At 49.6% G+C, this 22,269-nt stretch carries 23 protein-coding genes; 22 read left to right on the top strand and 1 reads right to left on the bottom strand.

Annotation, left to right across the window (positions count from 1 at the left end; translation table 11 throughout):
* The first annotated feature begins 36 nt into the window (after positions 1–36).
* The 21 genes from scfA (at position 37) to DFR60_RS23235 (ending at position 20,252) form a co-directional block, all read left to right on the top strand.
* On the top strand, positions 37–183 hold the full coding sequence (scfA, locus tag DFR60_RS23340; RefSeq protein ID WP_002601553.1) for a six-cysteine ranthipeptide SCIFF: 147 nt from the start codon (positions 37–39) through the stop codon (positions 181–183).
* A 129-nt stretch (positions 184–312) separates the two neighbouring features.
* Positions 313–1,707, top strand: a complete 1,395-nt coding sequence (scfB, locus tag DFR60_RS23335; protein ID WP_110325031.1) for a thioether cross-link-forming SCIFF peptide maturase — start codon at positions 313–315, stop codon at positions 1,705–1,707.
* Positions 1,708–1,725: 18 nt separating this feature from the next.
* Positions 1,726–3,906: a protein translocase subunit SecD gene (gene secD, locus DFR60_RS23330; protein WP_110325030.1), complete on the top strand. Its 2,181-nt coding sequence runs from the start codon at positions 1,726–1,728 to the stop codon at positions 3,904–3,906.
* A gap of 9 nt (positions 3,907–3,915) precedes the next feature.
* On the top strand, positions 3,916–5,058 hold the full coding sequence (tgt, locus tag DFR60_RS23325) for a tRNA guanosine(34) transglycosylase Tgt (RefSeq protein ID WP_110325029.1): 1,143 nt from the start codon (positions 3,916–3,918) through the stop codon (positions 5,056–5,058).
* A gap of 54 nt (positions 5,059–5,112) precedes the next feature.
* Positions 5,113–5,409, top strand: a complete 297-nt coding sequence (yajC, locus tag DFR60_RS23320; RefSeq protein ID WP_002601549.1) for a preprotein translocase subunit YajC — start codon at positions 5,113–5,115, stop codon at positions 5,407–5,409.
* A 396-nt stretch (positions 5,410–5,805) separates the two neighbouring features.
* Positions 5,806–6,855, top strand: coding sequence for an S-methyl-5-thioribose-1-phosphate isomerase (gene mtnA / locus DFR60_RS23315; RefSeq protein WP_110325028.1), 1,050 nt, complete (start codon positions 5,806–5,808; stop codon positions 6,853–6,855).
* A 78-nt stretch (positions 6,856–6,933) separates the two neighbouring features.
* Positions 6,934–7,707 (top strand): DeoR/GlpR family DNA-binding transcription regulator, encoded by a 774-nt coding sequence (locus tag DFR60_RS23310; protein ID WP_110325027.1) that lies wholly within the window; start codon positions 6,934–6,936, stop codon positions 7,705–7,707.
* Positions 7,708–7,741: 34 nt separating this feature from the next.
* Positions 7,742–8,863: a BMP family lipoprotein gene (locus DFR60_RS23305; protein WP_110325026.1), complete on the top strand. Its 1,122-nt coding sequence runs from the start codon at positions 7,742–7,744 to the stop codon at positions 8,861–8,863.
* 19 nt (positions 8,864–8,882) lie between these two features.
* On the top strand, positions 8,883–10,451 hold the full coding sequence (locus DFR60_RS23300; protein WP_110325025.1) for an ABC transporter ATP-binding protein: 1,569 nt from the start codon (positions 8,883–8,885) through the stop codon (positions 10,449–10,451).
* Entirely contained in the window at positions 10,441–11,502 is a 1,062-nt protein-coding gene (locus DFR60_RS23295) for an ABC transporter permease (RefSeq protein ID WP_002601544.1), read from the top strand. The genes DFR60_RS23300 and DFR60_RS23295 overlap by 11 nt, the downstream gene beginning before the upstream one ends.
* A 12-nt stretch (positions 11,503–11,514) precedes the next feature.
* Positions 11,515–12,447: an ABC transporter permease gene (locus DFR60_RS23290; protein ID WP_002601543.1), complete on the top strand. Its 933-nt coding sequence runs from the start codon at positions 11,515–11,517 to the stop codon at positions 12,445–12,447.
* A gap of 19 nt (positions 12,448–12,466) precedes the next feature.
* Entirely contained in the window at positions 12,467–13,198 is a 732-nt protein-coding gene (locus tag DFR60_RS23285) for a nucleoside phosphorylase (RefSeq protein WP_002601542.1), read from the top strand.
* A 14-nt stretch (positions 13,199–13,212) separates the two neighbouring features.
* Positions 13,213–14,292 (top strand): Gfo/Idh/MocA family protein, encoded by a 1,080-nt coding sequence (locus tag DFR60_RS23280; protein WP_110325024.1) that lies wholly within the window; start codon positions 13,213–13,215, stop codon positions 14,290–14,292.
* On the top strand, positions 14,289–14,771 hold the full coding sequence (locus DFR60_RS23275) for a cupin domain-containing protein (protein WP_110325023.1): 483 nt from the start codon (positions 14,289–14,291) through the stop codon (positions 14,769–14,771). The genes DFR60_RS23280 and DFR60_RS23275 overlap by 4 nt, the downstream gene beginning before the upstream one ends.
* A gap of 9 nt (positions 14,772–14,780) precedes the next feature.
* On the top strand, positions 14,781–15,404 hold the full coding sequence (locus tag DFR60_RS23270; RefSeq protein ID WP_110325022.1) for a DUF6198 family protein: 624 nt from the start codon (positions 14,781–14,783) through the stop codon (positions 15,402–15,404).
* Positions 15,405–15,406: 2 nt separating this feature from the next.
* The gene (locus DFR60_RS23265; RefSeq protein ID WP_002601538.1) at positions 15,407–16,078 is read left to right on the top strand and encodes a class II aldolase/adducin family protein; all 672 of its coding nucleotides are present in this window, start codon (positions 15,407–15,409) and stop codon (positions 16,076–16,078) included.
* A 123-nt stretch (positions 16,079–16,201) separates the two neighbouring features.
* Entirely contained in the window at positions 16,202–16,579 is a 378-nt protein-coding gene (locus DFR60_RS23260) for a YegP family protein (protein ID WP_110325021.1), read from the top strand.
* 156 nt (positions 16,580–16,735) lie between these two features.
* On the top strand, positions 16,736–17,182 hold the full coding sequence (locus DFR60_RS23255; protein WP_110325020.1) for a MarR family winged helix-turn-helix transcriptional regulator: 447 nt from the start codon (positions 16,736–16,738) through the stop codon (positions 17,180–17,182).
* Positions 17,183–18,565, top strand: a complete 1,383-nt coding sequence (locus DFR60_RS23250) for an MATE family efflux transporter (RefSeq protein ID WP_110325019.1) — start codon at positions 17,183–17,185, stop codon at positions 18,563–18,565.
* Positions 18,566–18,724: 159 nt separating this feature from the next.
* The gene (locus DFR60_RS23240; protein WP_110325018.1) at positions 18,725–19,789 is read left to right on the top strand and encodes a 1-aminocyclopropane-1-carboxylate deaminase/D-cysteine desulfhydrase; all 1,065 of its coding nucleotides are present in this window, start codon (positions 18,725–18,727) and stop codon (positions 19,787–19,789) included.
* A gap of 16 nt (positions 19,790–19,805) precedes the next feature.
* Positions 19,806–20,252 (top strand): GNAT family N-acetyltransferase, encoded by a 447-nt coding sequence (locus tag DFR60_RS23235; protein WP_110325105.1) that lies wholly within the window; start codon positions 19,806–19,808, stop codon positions 20,250–20,252.
* A 77-nt stretch (positions 20,253–20,329) separates the two neighbouring features.
* Here the strand turns inward: DFR60_RS23235 and ymfI are convergent, their stop codons facing one another.
* The gene (gene ymfI / locus DFR60_RS23230; protein WP_002601531.1) at positions 20,330–21,061 is read right to left on the bottom strand and encodes an elongation factor P 5-aminopentanone reductase; all 732 of its coding nucleotides are present in this window, start codon (positions 21,059–21,061) and stop codon (positions 20,330–20,332) included.
* A 248-nt stretch (positions 21,062–21,309) separates the two neighbouring features.
* Here ymfI and trxB point away from each other — a divergent pair, with 248 nt between their 5' ends.
* Entirely contained in the window at positions 21,310–22,230 is a 921-nt protein-coding gene (trxB, locus tag DFR60_RS23225) for a thioredoxin-disulfide reductase (RefSeq protein WP_110325017.1), read from the top strand.
* The last annotated feature ends 39 nt before the right edge of the window (positions 22,231–22,269 follow it).

Below are 22,269 nucleotides of genomic sequence, written 5' to 3'. Positions count from 1 at the left end.
ATCTCAAAGAATTAGGTAAATACAGGAGGTGTAAGAATGAAACACGTTAAGACATTAAATTCCAGCACATTAAAGGAATCTATGAAAAAAGGCGGTTGTGGCGAGTGCCAGACTTCCTGTCAGTCAGCCTGCAAGACATCCTGTACGGTGGGCAACCAGAGCTGCGAGAACAGCAATAGATAGTATGCCGGAATATGAGGCAGATGAGTGAAAAGACCCCTACGGTCGTAAGGACGGTAGGGGTTACTTCGCTTGTCTGCCCAAAACTCGTTTATGGCGTTAAAATATCGTTAAGACAAGGAGAACATTTCAGTGATTCATCAATATATCAATAATGGCTTCCATATTATCATGGATGTCAACAGCGGTTCTGTTCACAGCGTCGATCCGGTGATGTACGACGCGGTCGCGATTGTGGCGGAGCGCGTGCCGGAGCTTGCCGAACCAGAGAAGCTTTCGGAAGAAGTGGCGCGGGAAGTGATGGAGCGTCTATCCCCTACATATGGAGAAGCCGAGGTACAGGAGGCTTTGGATGAGATCCAGTACCTAATCGACGCGGAAGAGCTTTTAACCACGGACCAGTATCACGATTACGTGGTGGATTTCAAGAAACGGAAGACCGTAGTCAAGGCGCTCTGTCTCCATATTGCCCATGACTGCAATCTTGCCTGTCAGTACTGCTTTGCGGAGGAGGGCGAGTATCACGGCCGCAGGGCGCTTATGAGTTTCGAGGTGGGAAAGAAGGCGCTGGATTTCCTGATTGCGAATTCCGGGAACCGCAGAAACTTAGAGGTGGACTTCTTCGGAGGCGAACCTTTAATGAATTGGGAAGTCGTAAAGCAGTTGGTTGAATACGGCCGTTCAAAAGAGAAAGAATATAATAAGAACTTCCGTTTTACCATGACGACCAACGGCGTTTTGTTAAACGACGAGATCATGGATTACTGCAACCGTGAGATGAGCAACGTCGTATTGAGTCTCGACGGCCGGAAGGAAGTCAACGATAAGATGCGCCCGTTCCGGGGCGGAAAGGGAAGCTACGATTTAATCGTACCCAAGTTCCAGAAGTTTGCCGAGATGAGAGGCGACAGGGATTATTACGTCCGCGGAACATTTACCCGTCATAATCTGGATTTCTCCAAAGACGTGACGGAATTTGCGGATCTGGGATTCCGAAGCATGTCTATCGAGCCGGTGGTAGCAGCGCCGGAGGAAGAGTATGCCATCAGGGAGGAAGATCTCCCGCAGATTATGGAAGAGTATGACCATCTTGCCGAAGAGTACATCAAACGGAAAAAAGAGGGACGGGGCTTTAACTTCTTCCATTTCAACATCGATTTAAATCAGGGACCATGTGTTGCCAAGAGGCTTTCAGGCTGTGGTTCCGGAACGGAGTACTTAGCGGTGACTCCGTGGGGTGATCTTTATCCCTGCCACCAGTTTGTCGGCCAGGAAGAATTCCTTCTCGGCAATGTTGATACAGGTGTGACCAACGAACGTATCCGCGATGAATTCAAACTCTGCAACGTCTATGCGAAGGACAAGTGCAGGAATTGTTTCGCGAGATTCTACTGCAGCGGCGGCTGCGCGGCCAATTCTTATAATTTCCATGGGAGCATTACCGATGCGTATGACATCGGCTGCGCAATGCAGAAGAAGAGGATCGAATGCGCCATCATGATTAAAGCGGCTTTGGCTGAAGACTAAAATTAAAGGAGAAAAGTCATGAAAAGTAACAAAGGCAAAGGCCTGATCGGGCTGATTATTGCTCTGGCTCTGGTAGGATTGTTCGGATATTTCGGATATACTACCATGAATGACATTAAGCTGGGCCTCGATCTGGCAGGCGGTGTCAGCATTACGTACCAGGCAAAGGAAGAGAACCCCAGTGCCGAGGATATGTCGGATACCATTTACAAACTGCAGCAGAGGGTTCAGAACTACAGTACAGAGGCTGAGGTCTATCAGGAAGGCAGCAACCGTATCAACGTCGATATTCCAGGCGTATCGGATGCCAACGCGATCCTGGAAGAGCTGGGCAAGCCAGGTTCCCTGATCTTCGTCGACGAAGCCGGGCAGACCATCTTAAACGGCAATCAGGTTGCCACCGCGAAGCCGGTTATCACCGACGAAAACGGCATTAAGAAGTATATGGTTGATTTAACCTTTACCGACGACGGAAAGACCGTATTCGCAGATGCGACGACAAAGAACGTGGGCAAGAGAATCGCCATCATCTATGACGGCAAGATCTACTCCAACCCGGTCGTTAATGAGCCAATCACACAGGGCCAGTGCCAGATCAGCGGCATGACTTCCTATGAAGAGGCGGAGACGCTGGCTTCCACTATCCGTATCGGCTCCCTTTCCCTGGAGCTGGAAGAACTTCGTTCCAACGTTGTAGGCGCTAAGCTTGGCCAGGAAGCCATTTCCACCAGCTTAAAGGCGGGCGCAATCGGATTCGGCATCGTAGCCGTATTCATGATTATTGTATATTTAGTGCCGGGTCTTGCGGCCGTGATCGCACTTTCCTTATACGTAGGCCTGATCCTGATCCTGCTTTCCGCGTTCAGTGTGACCCTGACACTTCCGGGTGTGGCCGGTATCATCCTTTCCATTGGTATGGCGGTTGATGCCAACGTTATTATCTTTACACGTATCAAAGAGGAGATCGGCCTTGGAAAGACGGTTCAGTCCGCCATCAAGTCCGGCTTCAACAAAGCGCTGTCCGCCATCATCGACGGCAACGTGACCACCTTAATCGCAGCCGGCGTACTGTTCTGGAGAGGTTCCGGTACTGTTAAGGGCTTCGCTTCCACGCTGGCCATCGGTATCGTGTTATCCATGATCACCGCGCTGTTCATCACCAAGTTCATTCTGAATGCCCTGTTTAACTTGGGATTTCAGGATCCGAAGTTCTACGGAACGAAGACGGACAAGAAGACCATCGATTTCCTTGGAAAGAGGAAAATCTGGTTTGCAGTATCTTTACTGGTAATCGTAATCGGTCTTGGCGGCCTTGTGGTCAACAAGACACAGACCGGCGATGTCTTAAACTACAGCATGGAGTTTAAGGGCGGTACCTCTACAAATGTAACATTTAACGAGGATATGTCACTGGAGGATATCTCTTCCAAGGTGGTTCCGGTGGTTGAAAATGTGACCGGCGACGCGCAGGTTCAGACGCAGAAGGTTGCGGGAACCAACGAAGTAATCATTAAGACAAAGACGTTATCCGTTGAAGAGAGACAGAACTTAGACCAGGCAATGGTCGATAATTTCGGCGTAGAAGCCGAGAAGATCACGGCGGAGAGCATCTCCGGTGCGATCAGCAAGGAGATGAAGCAGGATGCATTTATCGCAGTTATCATCGCCACCATCTGTATGCTGCTGTATATCTGGTTCCGTTTTAAAGATATCAAGTTTGCAGGAAGTGCCGTACTGGCGCTGCTTCATGACGTGCTCGTTGTGCTGACCTTCTATTCTCTGTTAAAATGGTCTGTCGGCTCCACCTTCATAGCATGTATGCTGACTATTGTCGGTTATTCCATCAATGCCACCATCGTTATCTTCGACCGTATCCGTGAGAATTTAAAGGTGAACAGCAAGATGGAGCTTTCCGAGATCGTAAACTTAAGTATCACACAGACATTTACAAGAAGTATCAACACTTCTTTGACCACGTTCATCATGGTATTCGTACTGTTTATTCTCGGTGTGTCCTCGATTCGTGAGTTCGCACTTCCTCTGATGGTTGGTATCGTATGCGGTACGTATTCTTCTGTCTGCATCACAGGTTCCTTATGGTATGTGATGACGATCTACAAGAATAAGCATATGGAAGAGAAAAAGGCTGCTGAAAAAGCGGCTAAGGCAGCGGCGAAGAGCTCAAAAAAATCAAAGTAAGGAAACAGAATGAATTATAAAATTATTGCTAAGGATGGCCGTGCAAAACGGGCGGAGGTTTCCACCGTGCACGGAACCATCCAGACTCCGGTATTCATGAATGTCGGTACGGTTGGCGCCATCAAGGGAGCGGTCTCCACAGATGATTTAAAGGAGATCAGAACCCAGGTAGAGCTGTCCAATACGTATCACCTTCATGTGAGAACCGGTGATAAGTTGATCCGGGAATTCGGCGGACTCCATAAGTTCATGAACTGGGACCGTCCGATCCTCACGGATTCCGGCGGATTTCAGGTCTTTTCCTTAACCGGGTTAAGGAAGATCAAAGAGGAAGGCGTTTACTTCCAGTCTCATATCGACGGCCACCGTATTTTCATGGGGCCGGAGGAGAGCATGCAGATCCAGTCGAATCTGGGTTCCACCATCGCCATGGCGCTGGACGAGTGTCCGCCCCACCCGGCGACCAGGGAATATATGCAGAACAGCGTTGACCGGACCACCAGATGGCTGGAGCGCTGCAAGGTAGAGATGGCCAGACTTAACAGCCTGCCGGAGACCATCAATCGGGAACAGCTGTTGTTCGGCATCAACCAGGGCGGAACGTATGAAGATATCCGCATCGAACACGCGAAGACCATTTCCGCCATGGATTTGGACGGATACGCGCTGGGCGGCCTGGCGGTCGGCGAGAGCCACGAGGAGATGTACCGTATTTTAGATGAAACCGTGCCGTACCTTCCGGAACACAAGCCAACCTATTTAATGGGCGTCGGAACGCCGGCCAATATCCTGGAGGCGGTGGACCGGGGCGTGGATTTCTTCGACTGTGTCTATCCGTCCAGAAACGGCCGCCATGGCCATGTCTATACCAATCAGGGTAAACGGAACTTATTTAATTCCAAGTATGAGCTGGATCACCTCCCCATTGAAGAGGGCTGCGGGTGTCCGGCCTGCCGTTCCTACAGCAGAGCTTATATCCGGCATTTGTTAAAAGCAAAAGAAATGCTCGGGATGAGATTATGTGTCTTGCATAATTTGTACTTTTATAATACAATGATGGAAGAGATTCGCGACGCAATCGAACAGCACCGTTATGCAGAGTACAAAGCGGAAAAGCTTGCCGGCATGACGGCGGTACAAGCAGAGAAGTAAGGACAATGATACCGTAGCGAGGCGGCGGATCGTTATATAAGGAGGAAATGATTTATGGCATTAGCAACCAGCGGCGGCATGGGCATGGGATTCTGGATTATTTATATCGCGGTAATCTTCGGCTTTATGTATTTTATTGCAATCAGACCGCAGAAGAAGGAAAAGAAGAAACAGCAGGAACTGCTTTCAAGCATTGCTATTGGTGACAGCGTTTTGACTACCAGTGGTTTCTATGGCGTTATTATCGATATGACTGATGATACCGTGATCGTAGAGTTCGGCAATAACAAGAACTGCAGAATTCCGATGCAGAAGGCTGCCATCGTTCAGGTGGAGAAGCCAGAGGTTTAAGAGGCAGCCGCACTCGATGGAATGACCGGGCGCGAATGAAAGCAAGATATAAAATTGAAAAAGAAGAATCAGTGTAAAGAGCTGACTGTTGAGAATCAAAGAATTGATTCTCGGCAGCCAGCTTTTTTCGCGCTGAGGGAACGGGATATCTGGCCTGATGTCTCTTCACACATGAATGTTAAAAAATAACAACCAAATCCTGCCAATTTGAGGTAATCAAACAAAAAAACTTGCCATTTCTGTTGAAACAGGGTAAAATATCCCAATAGGCCATCCCCTTATTATAAAAATATGTTTAAAAATAACAAGATATATGTTGACTTCAAACATTTAATATGATAATATCTCGATATAGATGTTAGAAACAAACAAAAGGGAAAGGAATTGGGAAATAACATGAGAGAAATTATCACATTAAAATGGGAGAAGGGGAATTTACTTCTGTTAGATCAGACACTCCTGCCAAATACGGTTACATATGCAACATGTAAAACCCTGGAGGATGTCTATCAGGCGATCCAGACCATGATAGTCAGAGGCGCACCGGCTATCGGCGTATCGGCCGGATACGGTATGGTGTTGGCTGCCAATGCCTTTGATGGAACGGACACGGCTGCGTTTATGGATTTTTACAGGGAGCAGGGAGAATACTTAAAGTCTTCCCGTCCTACCGCGGTGAACTTAATGTGGGCCGTAGACAGAATGGTAGAGAGAGCAGAAGCGCTTACCGGTGAAGGACAGCCTCTTGAGGCTGTAAGGAAGGGACTGGAAGCGGAAGCTGTGGCGATTCATGAAGAAGACAAGCAGACAAACCGGAACATTGGAACGAATCTGCTCAGCCTTTTAAAGGATGGGGACACTGTTCTCACCCACTGCAACGCGGGAAGTCTGGCAACATCAGAATATGGAACCGCACTGTCTGTGTTCTATATGGCTCAGGAGAAGGGAATGAATATCAAAGCCTTTGCAGATGAGACGAGACCAAGGCTCCAGGGAGCCAATTTAACCGCTTTTGAACTGGTAGAACACGGGGTGGATGTGACGCTGATCTGTGACAATATGGCCGCAGTTGTTTTATCACAGGGGAAAATCAATGCTCTTATCGTAGGCTGCGACCGTGTAGCTGCTAATGGAGATACGGCGAACAAGATAGGAACCTTCAGTGTCAGCGTTCTGGCCAATCAGTTTCACGTACCGGTCTATATCGCGGCGCCGACAACCACGATTGATATGGAGTGTCCAACCGGAAATGAGATCCCGATCGAAGAGCGAAGCAGGGAGGAGGTCCTTCGCATTAACGGGGAATACATTGCCCCGAAGGAAGTGAAGACATACAATCTGGCATTTGATGTAACACCGGCCGAGTATATTACGGCCATTGTAACCGAGAAAGGAATTGTGTATCCTCCTTTCCGTGACAACTTAGAGATACTAATGAAAAAATAGGGAAGAGGTGAAAGGAAGCTGCCTTTCATTTCTACCGGAAACGCCAAAATGCAGGCGTTTACATGAATGGAGGCAGGTATGAAGACATTTACCGCAGAAGAAAGAAAAAAGTTTATTCTGGATTACGTGAAGGAAAATGAGTTCGTGGACATCACTTATCTAAAGGATACGCTGATGGTATCTGAGATGACCATCCGGAGAGATTTAAAGAAGCTGGAAGAGGACAACAGCCTGGTGAGAGTGCTGGGAGGCGCGAGAAGCATACCGGGAGGCACGTATGAAGATCCGGTGGACAAGCGGGTGAAGTTTCATGCAGAGGAGAAGGATAGGATCGCCAGATACGCGGCATCTCTGGTGGGTGAAGGAGAATCCATTTTCATGGATGCCAGCAGCACGGTGTATGCCATGGCGGATTACTTAGAGGTGCACGCCACGGTGATCACCAATAACATCAGCATCTGCATGAAGCTGAAGGACAAAGAGAAGATTGACGTGATCCTGATCGGAGGAAGTTTGAGAAAGAGCGCTATGTCGCTGGTAGGGATCGAGGCGGTCCGTATGCTGGATAATTATTATGTGGACAAGGCATTTCTTTCCTCCAAATCGGTGGATGAGAAGCATGGTATTTCCGATGCCACGAGAGATGAGGCAGAGGTTAAGAAGGCGATGATTAAGGCCAGCGAGGAAGTGTATTTCCTGATGGATCATCACAAGCTGGCGAGCAGAGCTTTTTACAAGGTCTGTGACCTGGAAGAGATTACGGAGCTGATTGTAGATGCTTCGGAAGAAGAGTATGTAACAGAATTTACGGAAGAATGCAGAAAGAACAACAAACATATTCACTGTGTCTGATAAGATACAGCAAAAGGAGAAGGAGAGAACAATCATGAAGAAAGTATGGGCAATCTGTTTAACGGCAGCTTTAACGGCAGGACTGCTTGCAGGATGCGGCGGTGCAAAGACATCAGATACGGCTGGGGAGAGCGTATCGACAGAGACACCTGCCGGAGATGAGAAAAAAGACGGGGATTTAAGCGTGCTTCTGCTCGTTCCGGGTACTCTGGGAGACAAGTCTTTCTTTGATTCTGCCAATGCCGGTCTGGCACTGATCGAAGAGAACTACAGTGCCAGCACAAAGGTTGTGGAGATGGGAACGGATATCACCAAGTATTCCGCCACACTGGAAGACGTTATTAATGAAGGCTGGGACATCATTATCACGGGCGGCGTCAATATCTCCCAGCCGCTTCAGGAAGCGGCTGAGGAGTATCCGGATCAGAAGTTTATCTTATACGATGAGAGTGTGGATTTCTCCGACGGAGCTAATTCCAATATTTACTGCATGACATATAAGTGCTATGAAGGCGGTTATCTGGCGGGTGTGCTGGGCGCCTCCGCTTCTAAGACAGGACAGCTGGGATTTGCCGGCGGATTTGACATTCCCCTCATTAATGACTGGCTGGTAGGATACATAGAAGGTGCGAAGGTGGTAAACCCGGATATCAAGATTAACACAGGCTATATGAACAGTTTTACGGACGCGGCCAAGGGAAAAGAGATCGGAATCGCATTATATAACGCAGGAGCCGACATCGTATTTCAGGCGGCAGGAGGCGCGGGTCTGGGCGTTCTGGATGCGGCCAAGGAGACCGGCAATCACGCCATCGGGACGGATTCGGATCAGTCAGAACTGTTCTCCAGTGACGAAAAGAAGGCGGATGCTATCTACGCATCTATCTTAAAACGGGTGGATATCTCCATTGACAAGGCAGTTGGCGATTATCTGGACGGAAAACTGGAATTCGGCACAGTAAAGACGTATGGACTGTCCGACGGTTGTATTGAAATCACGGACAACAGCTGGTATCAGAAGAACGTACCGGCAGAAGCGAGAGAAAAGGTAGCGGAAGCGAAGCAGAATATCATTGACGGAAAAATTGAAATCAGAAGTGCATTTGATATGACAGATGAGGAAATCGCATCATTAAAGGGCGAAGTTCAGCCATAAGCGCAGAGGGGTGATACGGATGGAGCAGGCCAGAGAAATATTAAGCATGAAGAACATCACAAAAGTATACGGCAACGGAGTTTTGGCCAACTCTCATGTGGATTTTTCTGTAAACAGAGGAGAGATTCACGCCCTGATGGGGGAAAACGGAGCCGGAAAATCGACGCTCATGAAGATCCTGTTCGGAATAGAACAACCGGATGAAGGTACGATAGAGCTGGACGGAAAACCGGTGAAGATCGCTTCCTCCGATGATGCCCTGCGTCTCGGTATCGGGATGGTGCACCAGCATTTTAAGCTGGTGTCTTCCCTTACCGTGGCAGAGAACATTGTGCTGGGAAAGGAACCGAAAAAGAACGGTTTTCTGGATCGGAAAAAGGCGGTTGAAATTACCAGAGCGCTTTCGGAGCGTTTCCGGTTTGATGTGGACCCGACGGCAGCCGTCAGTGATTTATCGGTTGGAAAGAAGCAGAAGGTCGAGATTTTAAAGGCGCTGTACCGTGAAGTTAAGCTGCTTATTTTAGATGAGCCGACGGCGGTGCTGACACCTCAGGAGACGGAGGAGCTGTTTGAACAGCTAAACAAGCTGAAGGAATCGGGCCTTACCATTATCTTTATCTCTCATAAGCTGAATGAAATAAAAGAGATCTGCCAGAGGATCACCATTATGCGCCATGGAAAAGGCGTGGGTACTTATGATGTTACAGGTCTGACAGTGGAGGACATCTCGAAATTGATGGTGGGCCGTGACATTATCTTAAAGGTGGAAAAAGGGCCGGCGAAACCGAAGGAAACGAGGCTGTCTGTCCGGAATTTAAGCTGTAAAAATGAGGTGGGCAGACAGGTGCTTAACTGTGTCTCGTTCTCCGTGCGCTCAGGAGAAATTCTGGGAATTGCCGGAGTGGAGGGCAGCGGCCAGGAAGAACTGGTGGAACTGATTACCGGTATGAGGCATCTGGACAAACGAAACGGAGAAGTGATGATCGGTACGGACCAGACGGCGGGCTGTTCCGTCAAGGAGATCAGGCGAAAGGGGATGTCCTATATTCCAGAGGACCGCATGGTCTATGGGGCCGCGGGACACGTGACTATCCGGGAAAATATGATTTCCAGTATCTGTGATTCCGAAGAAGTGAATTCCGGGCTGTTTCTGAATAAAAAGAAGATCGACCGCTGGGTGGAGGCAGGGATTCGTGATTACGATATTCGCTGCGGAAGTCCTCTTGATGAGATAGGCATGCTGTCGGGCGGAAATATGCAGAAGGTGATCGTAGCACGGGAGTTTTCTGCAGAACCGTCGATTCTGATTGCAGATCAGCCGACGCGCGGCGTCGATGTGGGCGCGATTGAGTTTATTCACAAAAAAATTGTGGAAATCCGAGACAGAGGCTGCGCGGTCCTTCTGGTTTCCGCGGATTTGAATGAAATTCTGGAACTTTCGGACAGCATTATTGTCATGTGCCAGGGGAAAATATCAGGATACTTCCCCCAGGCAAAGGAAATGACTGAAGAAGAGCTGGGATATTATATGCTCGGCGTGAAGCACCAGTCGGAGGAAGACTTAAGGAGGGCCTGCTGTGAAGAATAAGAATAAAATCATGTCCCGGTTTGAACTGTTAAGAACCCTTCTGGCTGTCGGAATTGCCGTTGTATTTGCGGTGGTGATTATCTTTTTGGTGAGCAGTCAGCCTTTGGAGGCCATCTACAAGTTCTTTGTGGCCCCGCTTACTTCATTCCGTTATATTGCCAATATTATTGAGCTTATGACTCCGCTGCTGTTCACGGGACTGGCGGTTACATTCATTCTCCAGACGAAGGTTTACAACCTTGCAGTGGAAGGCATGTTCTATGCGGGAGGTCTTGCGGCTGCCCTTGCGGCGACCCTGCTTAAGATGGGACCTGGAATTCATGCTTTTACAGCCCTGTTTGCAGGACTTGCCGCCGGAGCACTGATTGCATTTCTGCCGGCGATTTTAAAACTGAAGTTTGAGGCAAACGAAATTGTTTCCTCTCTGATGTTAAACTACATTACCTTCTATATTGGTGATTTCCTCTTAAAGACTTATATGAAGGACCCAAAGAGCACACACGTAGCTTCCCTGAAATTTGCGAAGACGGCAAGGCTGTTTGAATTTACCAGAGGTATCCATTTCGGACTTGTGATCGCGGTGGTCCTTGTGATTGCTGCATGGCTGTTCCTGTACCATACAAAATGGGGATATGCCATCCGCATGTGTGGGGAGAACAAAAACTTTGCGAAGTATTCTGGCATCGGAGTGACGGGGACGATACTCCTGTCCCAGATTATTGGAGGAGCCATTGCCGGTCTGGGCGGAGCAGCCTATATGATGGGATCACAGCAGCGTTTTAACTGGGAGTGGCGGTCAGGATATGGCTGGGATGGTCTGATCATCGCTATCATTGCGAGAAATAACCCGAAGTTTGTTCCGGTTGGAGCGTTTCTTCTTGCTTATTTAAGAATCGGATCCGATATCATGAGCCGTGGAACCGATGTGCAGAATGAAGTGGTGTCCATCATACAGGGCGTGATCATTATCCTGATTGCAGCTACCGGTTTCCTTGCCGGATATAAGAAGAAACTGACTGTGAAAATGACGAGAGAAGCGGCTGACGCATAAAGGAGGAGCAAAATGAAAATATTGGAGATTGTTACATCGGTCAGCTTCCTGTTTTCGATCATCCGCATGACGACACCGATTCTGTATGCGTCCATGTCTTATCTGGTAGCGGATTTAGCAGGTGTTACAAACATTGGAATTGAGGGAATGATGCTGACCTGCGCCCTGATTGGCGTTGTAGCCAGCGCTGCGTTTGGAGGCAATGCATTTCTCGGCTTTACGGCGGCCGTCGTCGTAGGCGCATTGCTGGGAATTTTAATGTGCTTTATTGTTACTAAGCTAAAAACAGATCCGACCATCACAGGCATTGCCTATAACCTGACGGCCGCTGGAGGAACCGTATTTCTTTTGTATCTGGCGGTAGGGGAGAAAGGGATATCTTCGTCTTTAAAGAGCGGTGTGCTTCCTCAGGTGAATATTCCTGTGATTAAGGATATTCCGGTCCTGGGAACTGTGGTGTCCGGGCACAATGTACTGACATATGTGGCTGTCTTGCTGATCATTGTACTCAGTATATTCTTATATAAGACCTCTCTGGGGCTTCATATCAGAAGCTGCGGCGAGAATCCGGAAGCGCTGGAGTCTGTGGGCGTGCATGTGCTGCAGGTGAAATATATTGCTCTGGCAATCAGCGGCATGCTGGCAGCTATGGGGGGCGCCTACATGTCCATGGGTTACGTATCGTACTTTGTAAAAGATATGACGGCAGGCAGAGGCTTCATTGCGATTGCCGCCGCCTCGCTGGGAGGCAACAAACCGGTGCCGACACTGCTTGTCTGCCTGCTGTTCGGAGTTGCAGATGCCTTCGCGGTCAATCCGGGAACGCAGAATATGGGAATTCCGACGGAGCTGGTCAGCACCATTCCGTATATTGTAACAGTAATTGTACTTGTAATTTACTCTTATAAAAAAATGAATGATAAGAGAAGAGCAGCAGTGGCCTGATGAGAAAGGAAGATAAAAAATGGAGAAGATTGTACCAATTATAGATATTCCCTATAACAAAATTGCAGAGAGAGTCATCGCCTGCGGTGATCCCGCCCGGGCGGAAAAGATATCAAAACGGCTGGAAAACGTGGAAGTAGTAGCAAAGAGCCGGGAATACTGGACCTTTAACGGAACCTACAAGGGAGTGCCTGTGACGGTATCATCCCATGGCGTGGGGGGAAACGGAGCATCTGTAAGCTTTGAAGGACTGATTCTGGGCGGAGCAAAAGTCATTATCCGTGTTGGAACCTGTGGAACTTTACAGAAAGATATGCCCCAGGGAGCGCTGATTATCGCCACGGCCGCGTGCCGGGACGACGGAATCACTCCTCAGTTTATTCCGATTTCCTATCCGGCGATAGCGTCCATGGATGTGGTAGCGGCCATGCAGGAAGCGGCAAAGGAAATTAATCCGGAAGCGAGAACCGGAATCATCACGACATCGGGTCTGTTCTATACCGGTCTGATGCCTACAAATAACCGGCTGTTTTCGGAAGCCGGAGTTCTGGCTATGGAAAATGAAGCATCGGTCCTCTTTGTTATCGCATCGGTAAGAGGCATAAAATCCGGCTGTATTGTAGCGGCAGATGGCCCATGCTTCGAATTTGTAGGCTCCGAGGAGTTTGATCACTATCCGGAGAAGATGGCGAAGGCCGTGGAAGATGAGATTACAATTGCGCTGGAAAGTATTATTAAGGTGGAAGTATAAGGAGGCAGAATCATATGAAGACAGGAATCTGGGGAGCCGGCAACATTGCCCACACCCATGCGGAAGCGCTGAAGGCCAGCGGAATTTTAATAGGAGCTATCGTCGATGTCAGTGAGGAGAAGGCAAAGGCATTTGCCGAAGAATTCTCCATTGAAAAGTGGGGAACGGATTCTTCCATTCTTTTCGATGATGAGATTACAACCGTCCATGTGTGCACACCGCCGAACCTCCATTACGATATGGTTATGAAGCTTCTGGACCATAAGAAGAACGTGCTGTGCGAAAAACCTCTGTGCTTTGAGGACAGCCAGGCGGAGGAACTGGCCAGGCGTGCGAAAGAGTGCGGAGTGGTCTGCGCAATTAATTTTAACGTCAGATTCCATATGGCATGTCAGAAGGCAAGAAAACTGGTGGAATCGGAAGAATTCGGCCGTGTGAATGTGATCCACGGTAACTATTTGCAGGAGTTCAATGCATTTCCTGCGCCTGTGGACTGGCGATACAACACGGTTCTGGCGGGCCGTATGCGCGCAGTGACGGAGATCGGGACGCACTGGCTGGATATTGCCCAGTATATTTCCGGCCGGAAGGTGAAGGCGCTTTCCGCTAACTTCGGGCGTTTTTACCCGAACCGGTATGTGGAAGACCGTATTATGTATCCGGATTCCGGAGATGGAACACGGACGGAGACGATGGAGGTCTGCTCCGAAGATGCGGCAGCCATTAATTTGAAATTTGACAATGGAGCGATCGGAACGGTGCTCTTATCAGAAGTGTCCCAGGGCAGAATCAACCGGATCACCCTGGAGGTGACAGGAGAAAAGAAGAATCTGTGGTGGAATTCAGAGGACAACAATATCCTGAACACAGCTGTCAAGGGAAGCGGTGTGAACTCGGAGATCTTCGGTTTTGGCAACGGTTTTATGGATACCTTCCGAAGTCTTGTGGACAGCTTTTATGATGATGTAAAGCGGGGCTGTGTGTCGGAAGCACCGGTTTATCCTACCTTTTTTGAGGGAAGGGATATTGTGAAGCTCTGTAATGCGATGCTTGAGAGTGCGGATTCGAATGGAAAGTGGGTTATGGTCGAATGATAGAATCCATAATTAAGGAACTGAAACTCGTACCGCTTACTGGAGAAGGCGGCATGTACCGGTATCTCTATGCCGGTGAGAAGGACGCTGCAGGAAGGGAGTCTTACAGCTCCATCTACTATCTTTTGACGGAACACTCCTTTTCCCATATGCACAGGCTGAAAACCGATGAAATCTACCATTACTATATGGGGGATGGGCTGGAGCTTCTTCTCCTGTATCCGGATGGAACATCGGAGATCAAAGTTCTGGGGACACGTCTGTCTGATGGGGAAGTCCCGCAGTTTCGTGTCCCGGCAGGCGTATGGCAGGGGTCGGTTGTGGCTCACGGCGGGAAATACTGTCTGGCGGGAACGACGATGGCCCCGGCGTATCTGCCGGAGGATTACGAACATGGTGATATGGAAACGCTGTGCGCCGGATATCCGGACGCTGAAGCTGCCATCAGACGGCGCTGCGGCGAAGCCATTGCGCGATGAGGACACGATATGATTAAAAAATGGAAAGAAATTCTGATGGTCATCGTTGGTTCCATGATGATGGGAGCCAGCATTGATCTGTTTGTCCAGGCAGACTTTGGACTGGACCCGCTGTCACTGTTTCAGGCGGGGCTGGGACGCGTTCTGCACCTGTCTCTGGGAACCACATCTCAGGTACTGATGATTTCCATCATTATCCTTCTGTTCTTTATCGACAGGAAGCGAATCGGAATCGGTTCTATCTTAAACAGCGTGCTGGTAGGTGCATTTATCAAGTGGTTTTCCCCGGTGATCTGTACCGGAGAAGGAACTGCGGCGGGGCGCCTTTTGTGCCTGCTGGCTGGTCTGATTCTCTTGGGTGTGGGGATCGGGACGTATGTGGCGGCGGGGCTTGGTGAGGCAGGAATGGATGCTATGATGATGTATTTATCCGGAAAGCTCAAAAAGAATGTCAATGTGACAAGAATAACCATCGATATTCTGCTTTCCATCACCGGTTTTCTTCTGGGAGGAAAGCTGGGAGGCGCCACGGTGGTCTCCATGCTGGTAAATGGTTATATGATCCAGTTCACCATTGAGCTGATCGGACGATTCAGAAGAAATAAGGATGTAATAGAAATGGGAGGGCAGTAAGTATGGGGTATATGACAGAAAAAGAAGCCAGGAGCGTACTGACAGACCTGGGAAGGCGTTCTTATGAGCGTGCCTATGTTGCGGCCAATGACGGCAATATCAGCTGCAGGATTTCAGCGGATACGATTCTGATTACTCCCTCCGGTGTCTCCAAAGGGTATATGACGGACGATATGATGGTGAAGGTATCGCTGGACGGCAGAGTTTTGACAGAGGGGAAACCTTCCTCAGAGATGAAGATGCATTTGAGAATCTACCGGGAGGATCCGGAGATTCATGGTGTTACGCATCTCCATCCTCCGTTTGCGACCGCGTTTTCGGCGGCAGGAATTCCCTTAAACCGGGCAATTCTAACGGAAGCCGTGATGGCAGTGGGGGTGGTCCCGGTTGCACCGTACGCCCTTCCGGGAACTGAAGAAGTACCGGAATCCATTGCCCCGTTTATTCATGATTACAACGCCGTGCTTCTGGCTAATCATGGGGCGCTGAGTTGGGGGAAAGATGTTTACCAGTCTTTTTATTTCATGGAATCCGTGGAACAGTGCGCCAGAATTCAGCTGTATTTGAGAATGCTGGGAAGCAGCGGTACTCTGAACGGAAGCCAGGTTGACCGGCTGATGGAAATGCGAAAGGTATGGGGAATCGACAGAGGCGGTATACCTGTCACTGAGTGACAGTTGTTCCGAGGGGCGGAAGATAACAAAATGGTAAAAATAAGCTGTTTTCTGTAAATTGATGCTGGCCTTCGCTCACGTATGCTATAATCCCCATAAAAAAGGACGAAAGAGGGTCCAGTAATGGGGAAATTTGTAATCTACAGGAAAAACTCCGGCTACGATTTTCATTTAAAAGCCGCCAACGGGGAGACGATCGGGACATCGGAGATCTATACGAAAAAGGATGCATGCGTGGACGGAATCGAGAGTGTGATTCGGTGCGCAGAGGCGGCGAAGATTGAAGATCAGACCGTCAGAGGATATCTGGCACAGAAGAATCCGAAATTTGAGATTTACCAGGAGCAGAAGGGGGGATACTGCTTCCGGCTCCTTGAAAAGAGCGGGCAGATGATCCTGGAATCCCAGGCATACACCGCGAAGGCCAGCTGCCGGAACGGAATCCGCAGCGTCAGGGTAAACGCCCCGAGCGCGGAAGTGGAGATGGACGAAATACAATAAAACAGCAGTGACAGGAAGACTCTGTCTTCCCGGTGGAAGCCTCGCTTATGGGCCGTATCGGGAAGGCGGGGTCTTTTTCCTTGACAGAAGAGAATTTCTTGTATATAATTCAAAAGTGAACAGTTCAAAAATGAACAATATTAGAAAGGTGAAATCATGGAGCAGAAAGATGAGGGCTACTTTGCCTACTATGCAAAGATAGACAAGGTATACAGGAAATTGTGTGCCCTGGAAGTGGCGGAATACTGTTTTACTCCCAACGAAATTGTGGTACTGATGTTTCTGGCCAACAATCCCGGTTATGACAGCGCGTCGGATATCGCTCATTTCCGCAATATTTCCAAGGGGCTTGTGGCGAAATCCGTGGAGACACTGTGCGAGAGAGGCTATCTAAAGGCGGGAAAGGATTTAAAGGACAGGAGACTCATTCATCTGTCCCTGACGGAGAAAAGCGACGACATTGTGACGAGACTCAGAAAATGCCGCCAGGAATTTGCAGGAAAGCTGTATGATGGCGTACCGCGGGAAGATATGGAGGCCATGGCGCGTACGACTAAAGTAATCAATCAGAATCTTGACAATATCTTGAAAGGAATGAAATAAATGGAACCAAAAAAAGGAAAAGAGAATGAACTGGGGACCGAGAGCGTCGGAAAGCTGCTTTTCCGGCTGTCTATGCCCGCTATTGCGGCACAGGTGATCAATGTTATGTACAACATGGTTGACCGTATGTATATCGGCCATATTCCCGGAGTCGGAGCGGCAGCCCTGACGGGAGTCGGCGTTACGATGCCGGTTATCATGGCGATCACCGCATTTGCCTATTTTATCAGCATGGGAGGCGCGCCGCGGTCCTCCATCATGATGGGGAGAAATGAGAAGGAGAAGGCGGAGAAGATTCTGGGTAACTGTACCACGATGCTGGTGGTACTTGCCCTGATCCTGACTGCGGTCTTCCTGTTCTGCGGGCGTTCCATCCTGCTGTTGTTCGGCGCCAGTGAAAATACGATCGGGTATGCCTGGGATTACATGAAGATATATGCGCTGGGAACCATTTTCGTACAGCTGGCGCTGGGGCTGAATGCATTTATCACTGCCCAGGGCTATGCCAAGACCAGCATGTATACCGTGCTGATCGGAGCTGTCTGCAACATCATTCTGGACCCTGTCTTTATATTCGGTCTGAATATGGGCGTGAAGGGAGCCGCGCTGGCGACAATTCTTTCCCAGGCGGTCTCCTCCATCTGGGTGCTGCGCTTCCTCACTTCGGAGAAGAGCTCGCTGCGCATCAAAAAGAAGAGCCTGAAGCTGGAGGCAGGCATTATTCTTCCCTGTATGGCATTGGGAACATCGCCGTTTATCATGGCGTTTACGGAAAGCATCCTGTCCGTCTGCTTCAATTCATCCCTGCTTCGCTACGGCGGAGACGTGGCGGTAGGCGCCATGACGATACTGAGCAGTGTCATGCAGTTTTCCATGCTTCCTCTTCAGGGACTGACCCAGGGCTCCCAGCCCATCGTCAGCTTTAACTACGGGGCTGGCAGCGCGGACCGCGTGAAGAAGACGTTTAAGATCCTGTTCCTCTGCTGTATTGGCTATTCCACGCTTCTGTGGGCGCTGTCCATGTTCTTCCCGCAGATTTTCATCATGATTTTTACCAGCGATGCAGCGCTGACGGAATATACGCGCTGGGCGATCCGGATTTATATGGCGGTTTCCCTGATGTTCGGTGCACAGGTGGCCTGCCAGCAGACCTTTATTGCGCTGGGAAATGCCAAAGTATCCGTATTTCTGGCTCTGCTGCGCAAGGTATTTTTACTGATCCCGCTGATCTTTATTCTTCCGCGTTTTATGGAGAATAAGACTATGGGCGTGTTCTTAGCCGAACCGGTCGCAGATTTCTGCGCTGTTTGTGTTACCGTGGCCATGTTCAGCGTATCTTTTAAAAAGATTATTGCTAGCATTGCATTGCGTAATAAAATGTGAATAGAGTGCCTGATATCTGCGTCAGGTGTGCGTCTGCAAAGCGACGGCGTAGTGGACGCTACGATTAGCTTTGCGGACGTGCTCCTGGCGTAGATAGCGGGTGCTATATTTACAGTTTATTGCGCAATGCAGTGCTAAAATGGAAGGAGCAAAAAAGCAATGAGTATGACAGCAAAAGAAGCGGAGAAATTATTTGAAAAACTTCCCAAGGCGGAACTGGGATTTTTCCCGACGCCGTTTTACCGGCTGGACCGGCTTTCGAAGGAACTGGGAGTAAACCTCTATATCAAGCGTGACGATTTTACCGGCATGAGCCTGTTCGGGGGAAATAAGGTGCGCAAACTCCAGTATCTGATGGGGGACGCCATGAGCCGCGGCTGTGAGTACGTCTTCACCTTTGGGGCGACCCAGTCAAACCACGCCATGCAAACGGCCGCCGCGTGCCGGCGCTGCGGTTTAAAACCGGTGCTGTATCTGGTCGCCATTGTGAAGCCGGATGAGGATGATCTGAGGGCTAACCTGCTTCTGGACCGCATCATGGACGCCGAGGTTCACATCGTGGAGATTCAGGCGGGAGAGACAGAGGAAGAGGCGGAAGACCGGGCCGTCTTTCTTGCGAGAGAACACATGGCCCGCTTAAATAAGGAAGCCGGCAGACACGTCTGCTATGAGGTACCCATGGGCGGAGCCAGTCCGGTGGGGTCTGTGGGATTCATCGAGGGATACGTGGAGCTGGAGAAGCAGCTGTCCGCCATGGATATCCAGGCCGATTACGTCTTCCATGCTACCGGAACCGGCGGTACGATGGCTGGTCTGGCTGCAGGACGGAACCTGGTCGGTTCTGAGACCGGGATCATTTCCATCAATGTCAGCGCCAAGGACCCGGAGTATCCGAAGCGAACGGCCGCTCTGGCCAATGAGAGCCTAAAGCTGATCGGAGCCGGAATCACGGTGGATGCGGAGCGGGATATTTGCACAGATTTAAACTATTATCTGCCCGGCTATGAGATTCCCAACGAGGCGGCGTCCGAGGCGATTAAGCTTCTGGCGGTGAAGGAAGGGCTTCTCACAGACCCGGTCTATACGGGAAAAGCCTTTGCGGGCATGCTGGATTACATCAGGACCGGAAAGGTTCCGGCAGGAAGTAATGTGGTGTTCTGGCATACGGGCGGGGCCACAGCGTTATTTGCGGAGAAGGAGATACTTGGAGACTTAAGCAAATGAGTTTATGAGGGAGTCCATGGAAATTAAACGCATAGAAGAAAATAAAAAACAGTTCATGGATTTGCTTCTGCTCGCGGATGAGCAGGAATCCATGATAGATAAATATCTGGAACGAGGAGATCTGTTTGCCCTGTACGATAACGGCTTGAAAAGCATATGCGTGGTCACGGGGGAGAACTCTGATACATGTGAACTTAAAAATATCGCTACATATGAAGCGTGGCACGGTAAGGGATATGGCAGCAGGCTCATTCAGTATATATCAGAATTTTATAAAGATAAGTATAAGACCATGATTGTGGGAACCGGCGATCTCCCTTTTATTCTGCATTTTTACGAGAAGAATGGTTTTTGCCTTTCTCACAGGATTCATAACTTTTTTACAGACAACTATGACCATCCGATGTTTGAGGATGGGATACAGCTTGTGGATATGGTTTACTTAAAGAAGGAGTTAGCGTAAAACGGGTTACATAAAAATTAACCAAAAAGGAGTACCGCGCAAATAATATGCCGCCGTACTCCTTTTCCCTTACACCTCTAAATCCATCCTCCATCCAACCCAATGATCTGACCGGTCAGATAAGAATTCTTATATCCCAGGTGGTAGACCAGATCGGCCACTTCCTCCGCCTGTCCAAGGCGTCCGGCGGGAATCTCCTCGATCAGGGCGATGAGTTCGTCCTCTTCCAGGAAACGGTTCATCTCCGTATCGATGGCGCCGCACGCAACCGCGTTCACCTGGACGTTGCTGGGAGCCAGTTCCTTGGCCAGCGCCTTAGTGAAGGCGTTGATTCCGCCCTTTGTCGCTGAGTAGGCGACCTCGCAGGAAGCGCCGGAGACGCCCCATACGGAGGAAATGTTGATGATCTTGCCCTGCTTCTTCTCCACCATACCGGGAACGGCCAGTTTGCAGCAGTTGAAGACCGAGGTTAAATTGGTCCGTATGATCCGGTCCCAGGATTCCGTGCTCATGTCCTGTAAGAGGCCGATATAGGAAATCCCCGCGTTGTTTACCAGGACGTCAAGCGTTCCAAACTGCTTCCGGATCTGATCGAACAGAATCCGGCACTGCTCCATGTCGCCCATGTCTCCCATGTAGGCGAGGCAGGAAATCTGATACGATTCCAGCTCTTTTTTCGTCTGCAGGAGTCTCTCCTCGCTGTGAAGGCAGTTGATTACCACATTATATCCTTTTTTTGCAAATTTTACCGCAATGGCTTTTCCAATTCCTCTGGAAGCGCCCGTAACCAGCACTGTTTTTTTTGCCATGAAAATCACCCTTTCTTTTAATCCAGGTAAGCCGGATCAATCCCGTCTTCCGTCACCTCTATTTTACCAAAGGTAATTTTTTAATTCAATAGGATTTGAGGCTTAGTCACAAAAGAAAACATTGCATACTTAGAAGAGAGTGCGATATAATGAGACTATGAATTATTTCATGACAAATATTCCCGGCGGCGGAATCGTGTGATTGCGTACCGCGGCGGAAGAAATGATACAGGAAGGATGGAAATTAAATGGGAAAGATTTACGATGTGGTAATTATCGGTTCAGGTCCGGCAGGACTTACGGCGGCGATCTACGCCAAGCGTGCGGAGCTGGAGACCGTTGTCATTGAAAAAGAGGTTGCCAGCGGCGGCCAGGTGCTCAACACCTACGAGGTGGATAACTACCCGGGGCTTCCGGGAATCAACGGATACGACCTGGGAATGAAGTTTCGGGAGCATGCGGATAAACTGGGCGCGGAATTCGTGACCGATGATGTGGTGCGTGTGGAGAAGGCAGACGGCCTCTTTACCGTAACCTGCGGAGAGGAAAGCTATACGACGAGGACTGTCATCATCTCGACCGGCGCCAGCCACAGGAAGCTGGCGGTACCGGGCGAAGAGGAACTGACCGGAATGGGCGTGTCATACTGCGCCACCTGCGACGGAGCATTCTTCCGCAACCGCGTGACAGCCGTGACCGGAGGCGGAGATGTGGCCATCGAGGATGCGATCTTCCTTTCCAGAATGTGTAAAAAGGTATATCTGATTCACCGCAGAGACGAACTGCGCGGCGCCAAGACTCTTCAGACCCAGTTGTTCTCGCTGGATAATGTGGAAGTGCTGTGGGATACCGTAGTGGAGAAGATTAACGGAGCAGACCAGGTGGAATCCATTACAATCCGAAATGTGAAGACGGAAGCCTTCAATGAGCTTCCGGTTGACGGCGTATTCATCGCGGTGGGAATCCATCCGCAGAGCAGCGCTTTCGACGGTCTTGTGGAGATGGATCACGGATACATTAAGGCGGGAGAGGACTGTGAGACATCGGTTCCCGGTATCTTCGCAGCCGGAGATGTGAGAACAAAACAGTTAAGACAGGTATCCACTGCTGTGGCGGATGGAGCAAACGCAATCACCAGTGTGGAACGCTATCTTACGGTCAATTCTTAAAACAGACGTTTACCAGATGCGCCTGATTCTATTCAGGCG

Source organism: Hungatella effluvii, assembly GCF_003201875.1.
Classification (GTDB): domain Bacteria; phylum Bacillota; class Clostridia; order Lachnospirales; family Lachnospiraceae; genus Hungatella; species Hungatella effluvii.
Note: the sequence above shows the minus strand (reverse complement) of the source record. Positions and strands in the feature narration are given on the sequence as shown.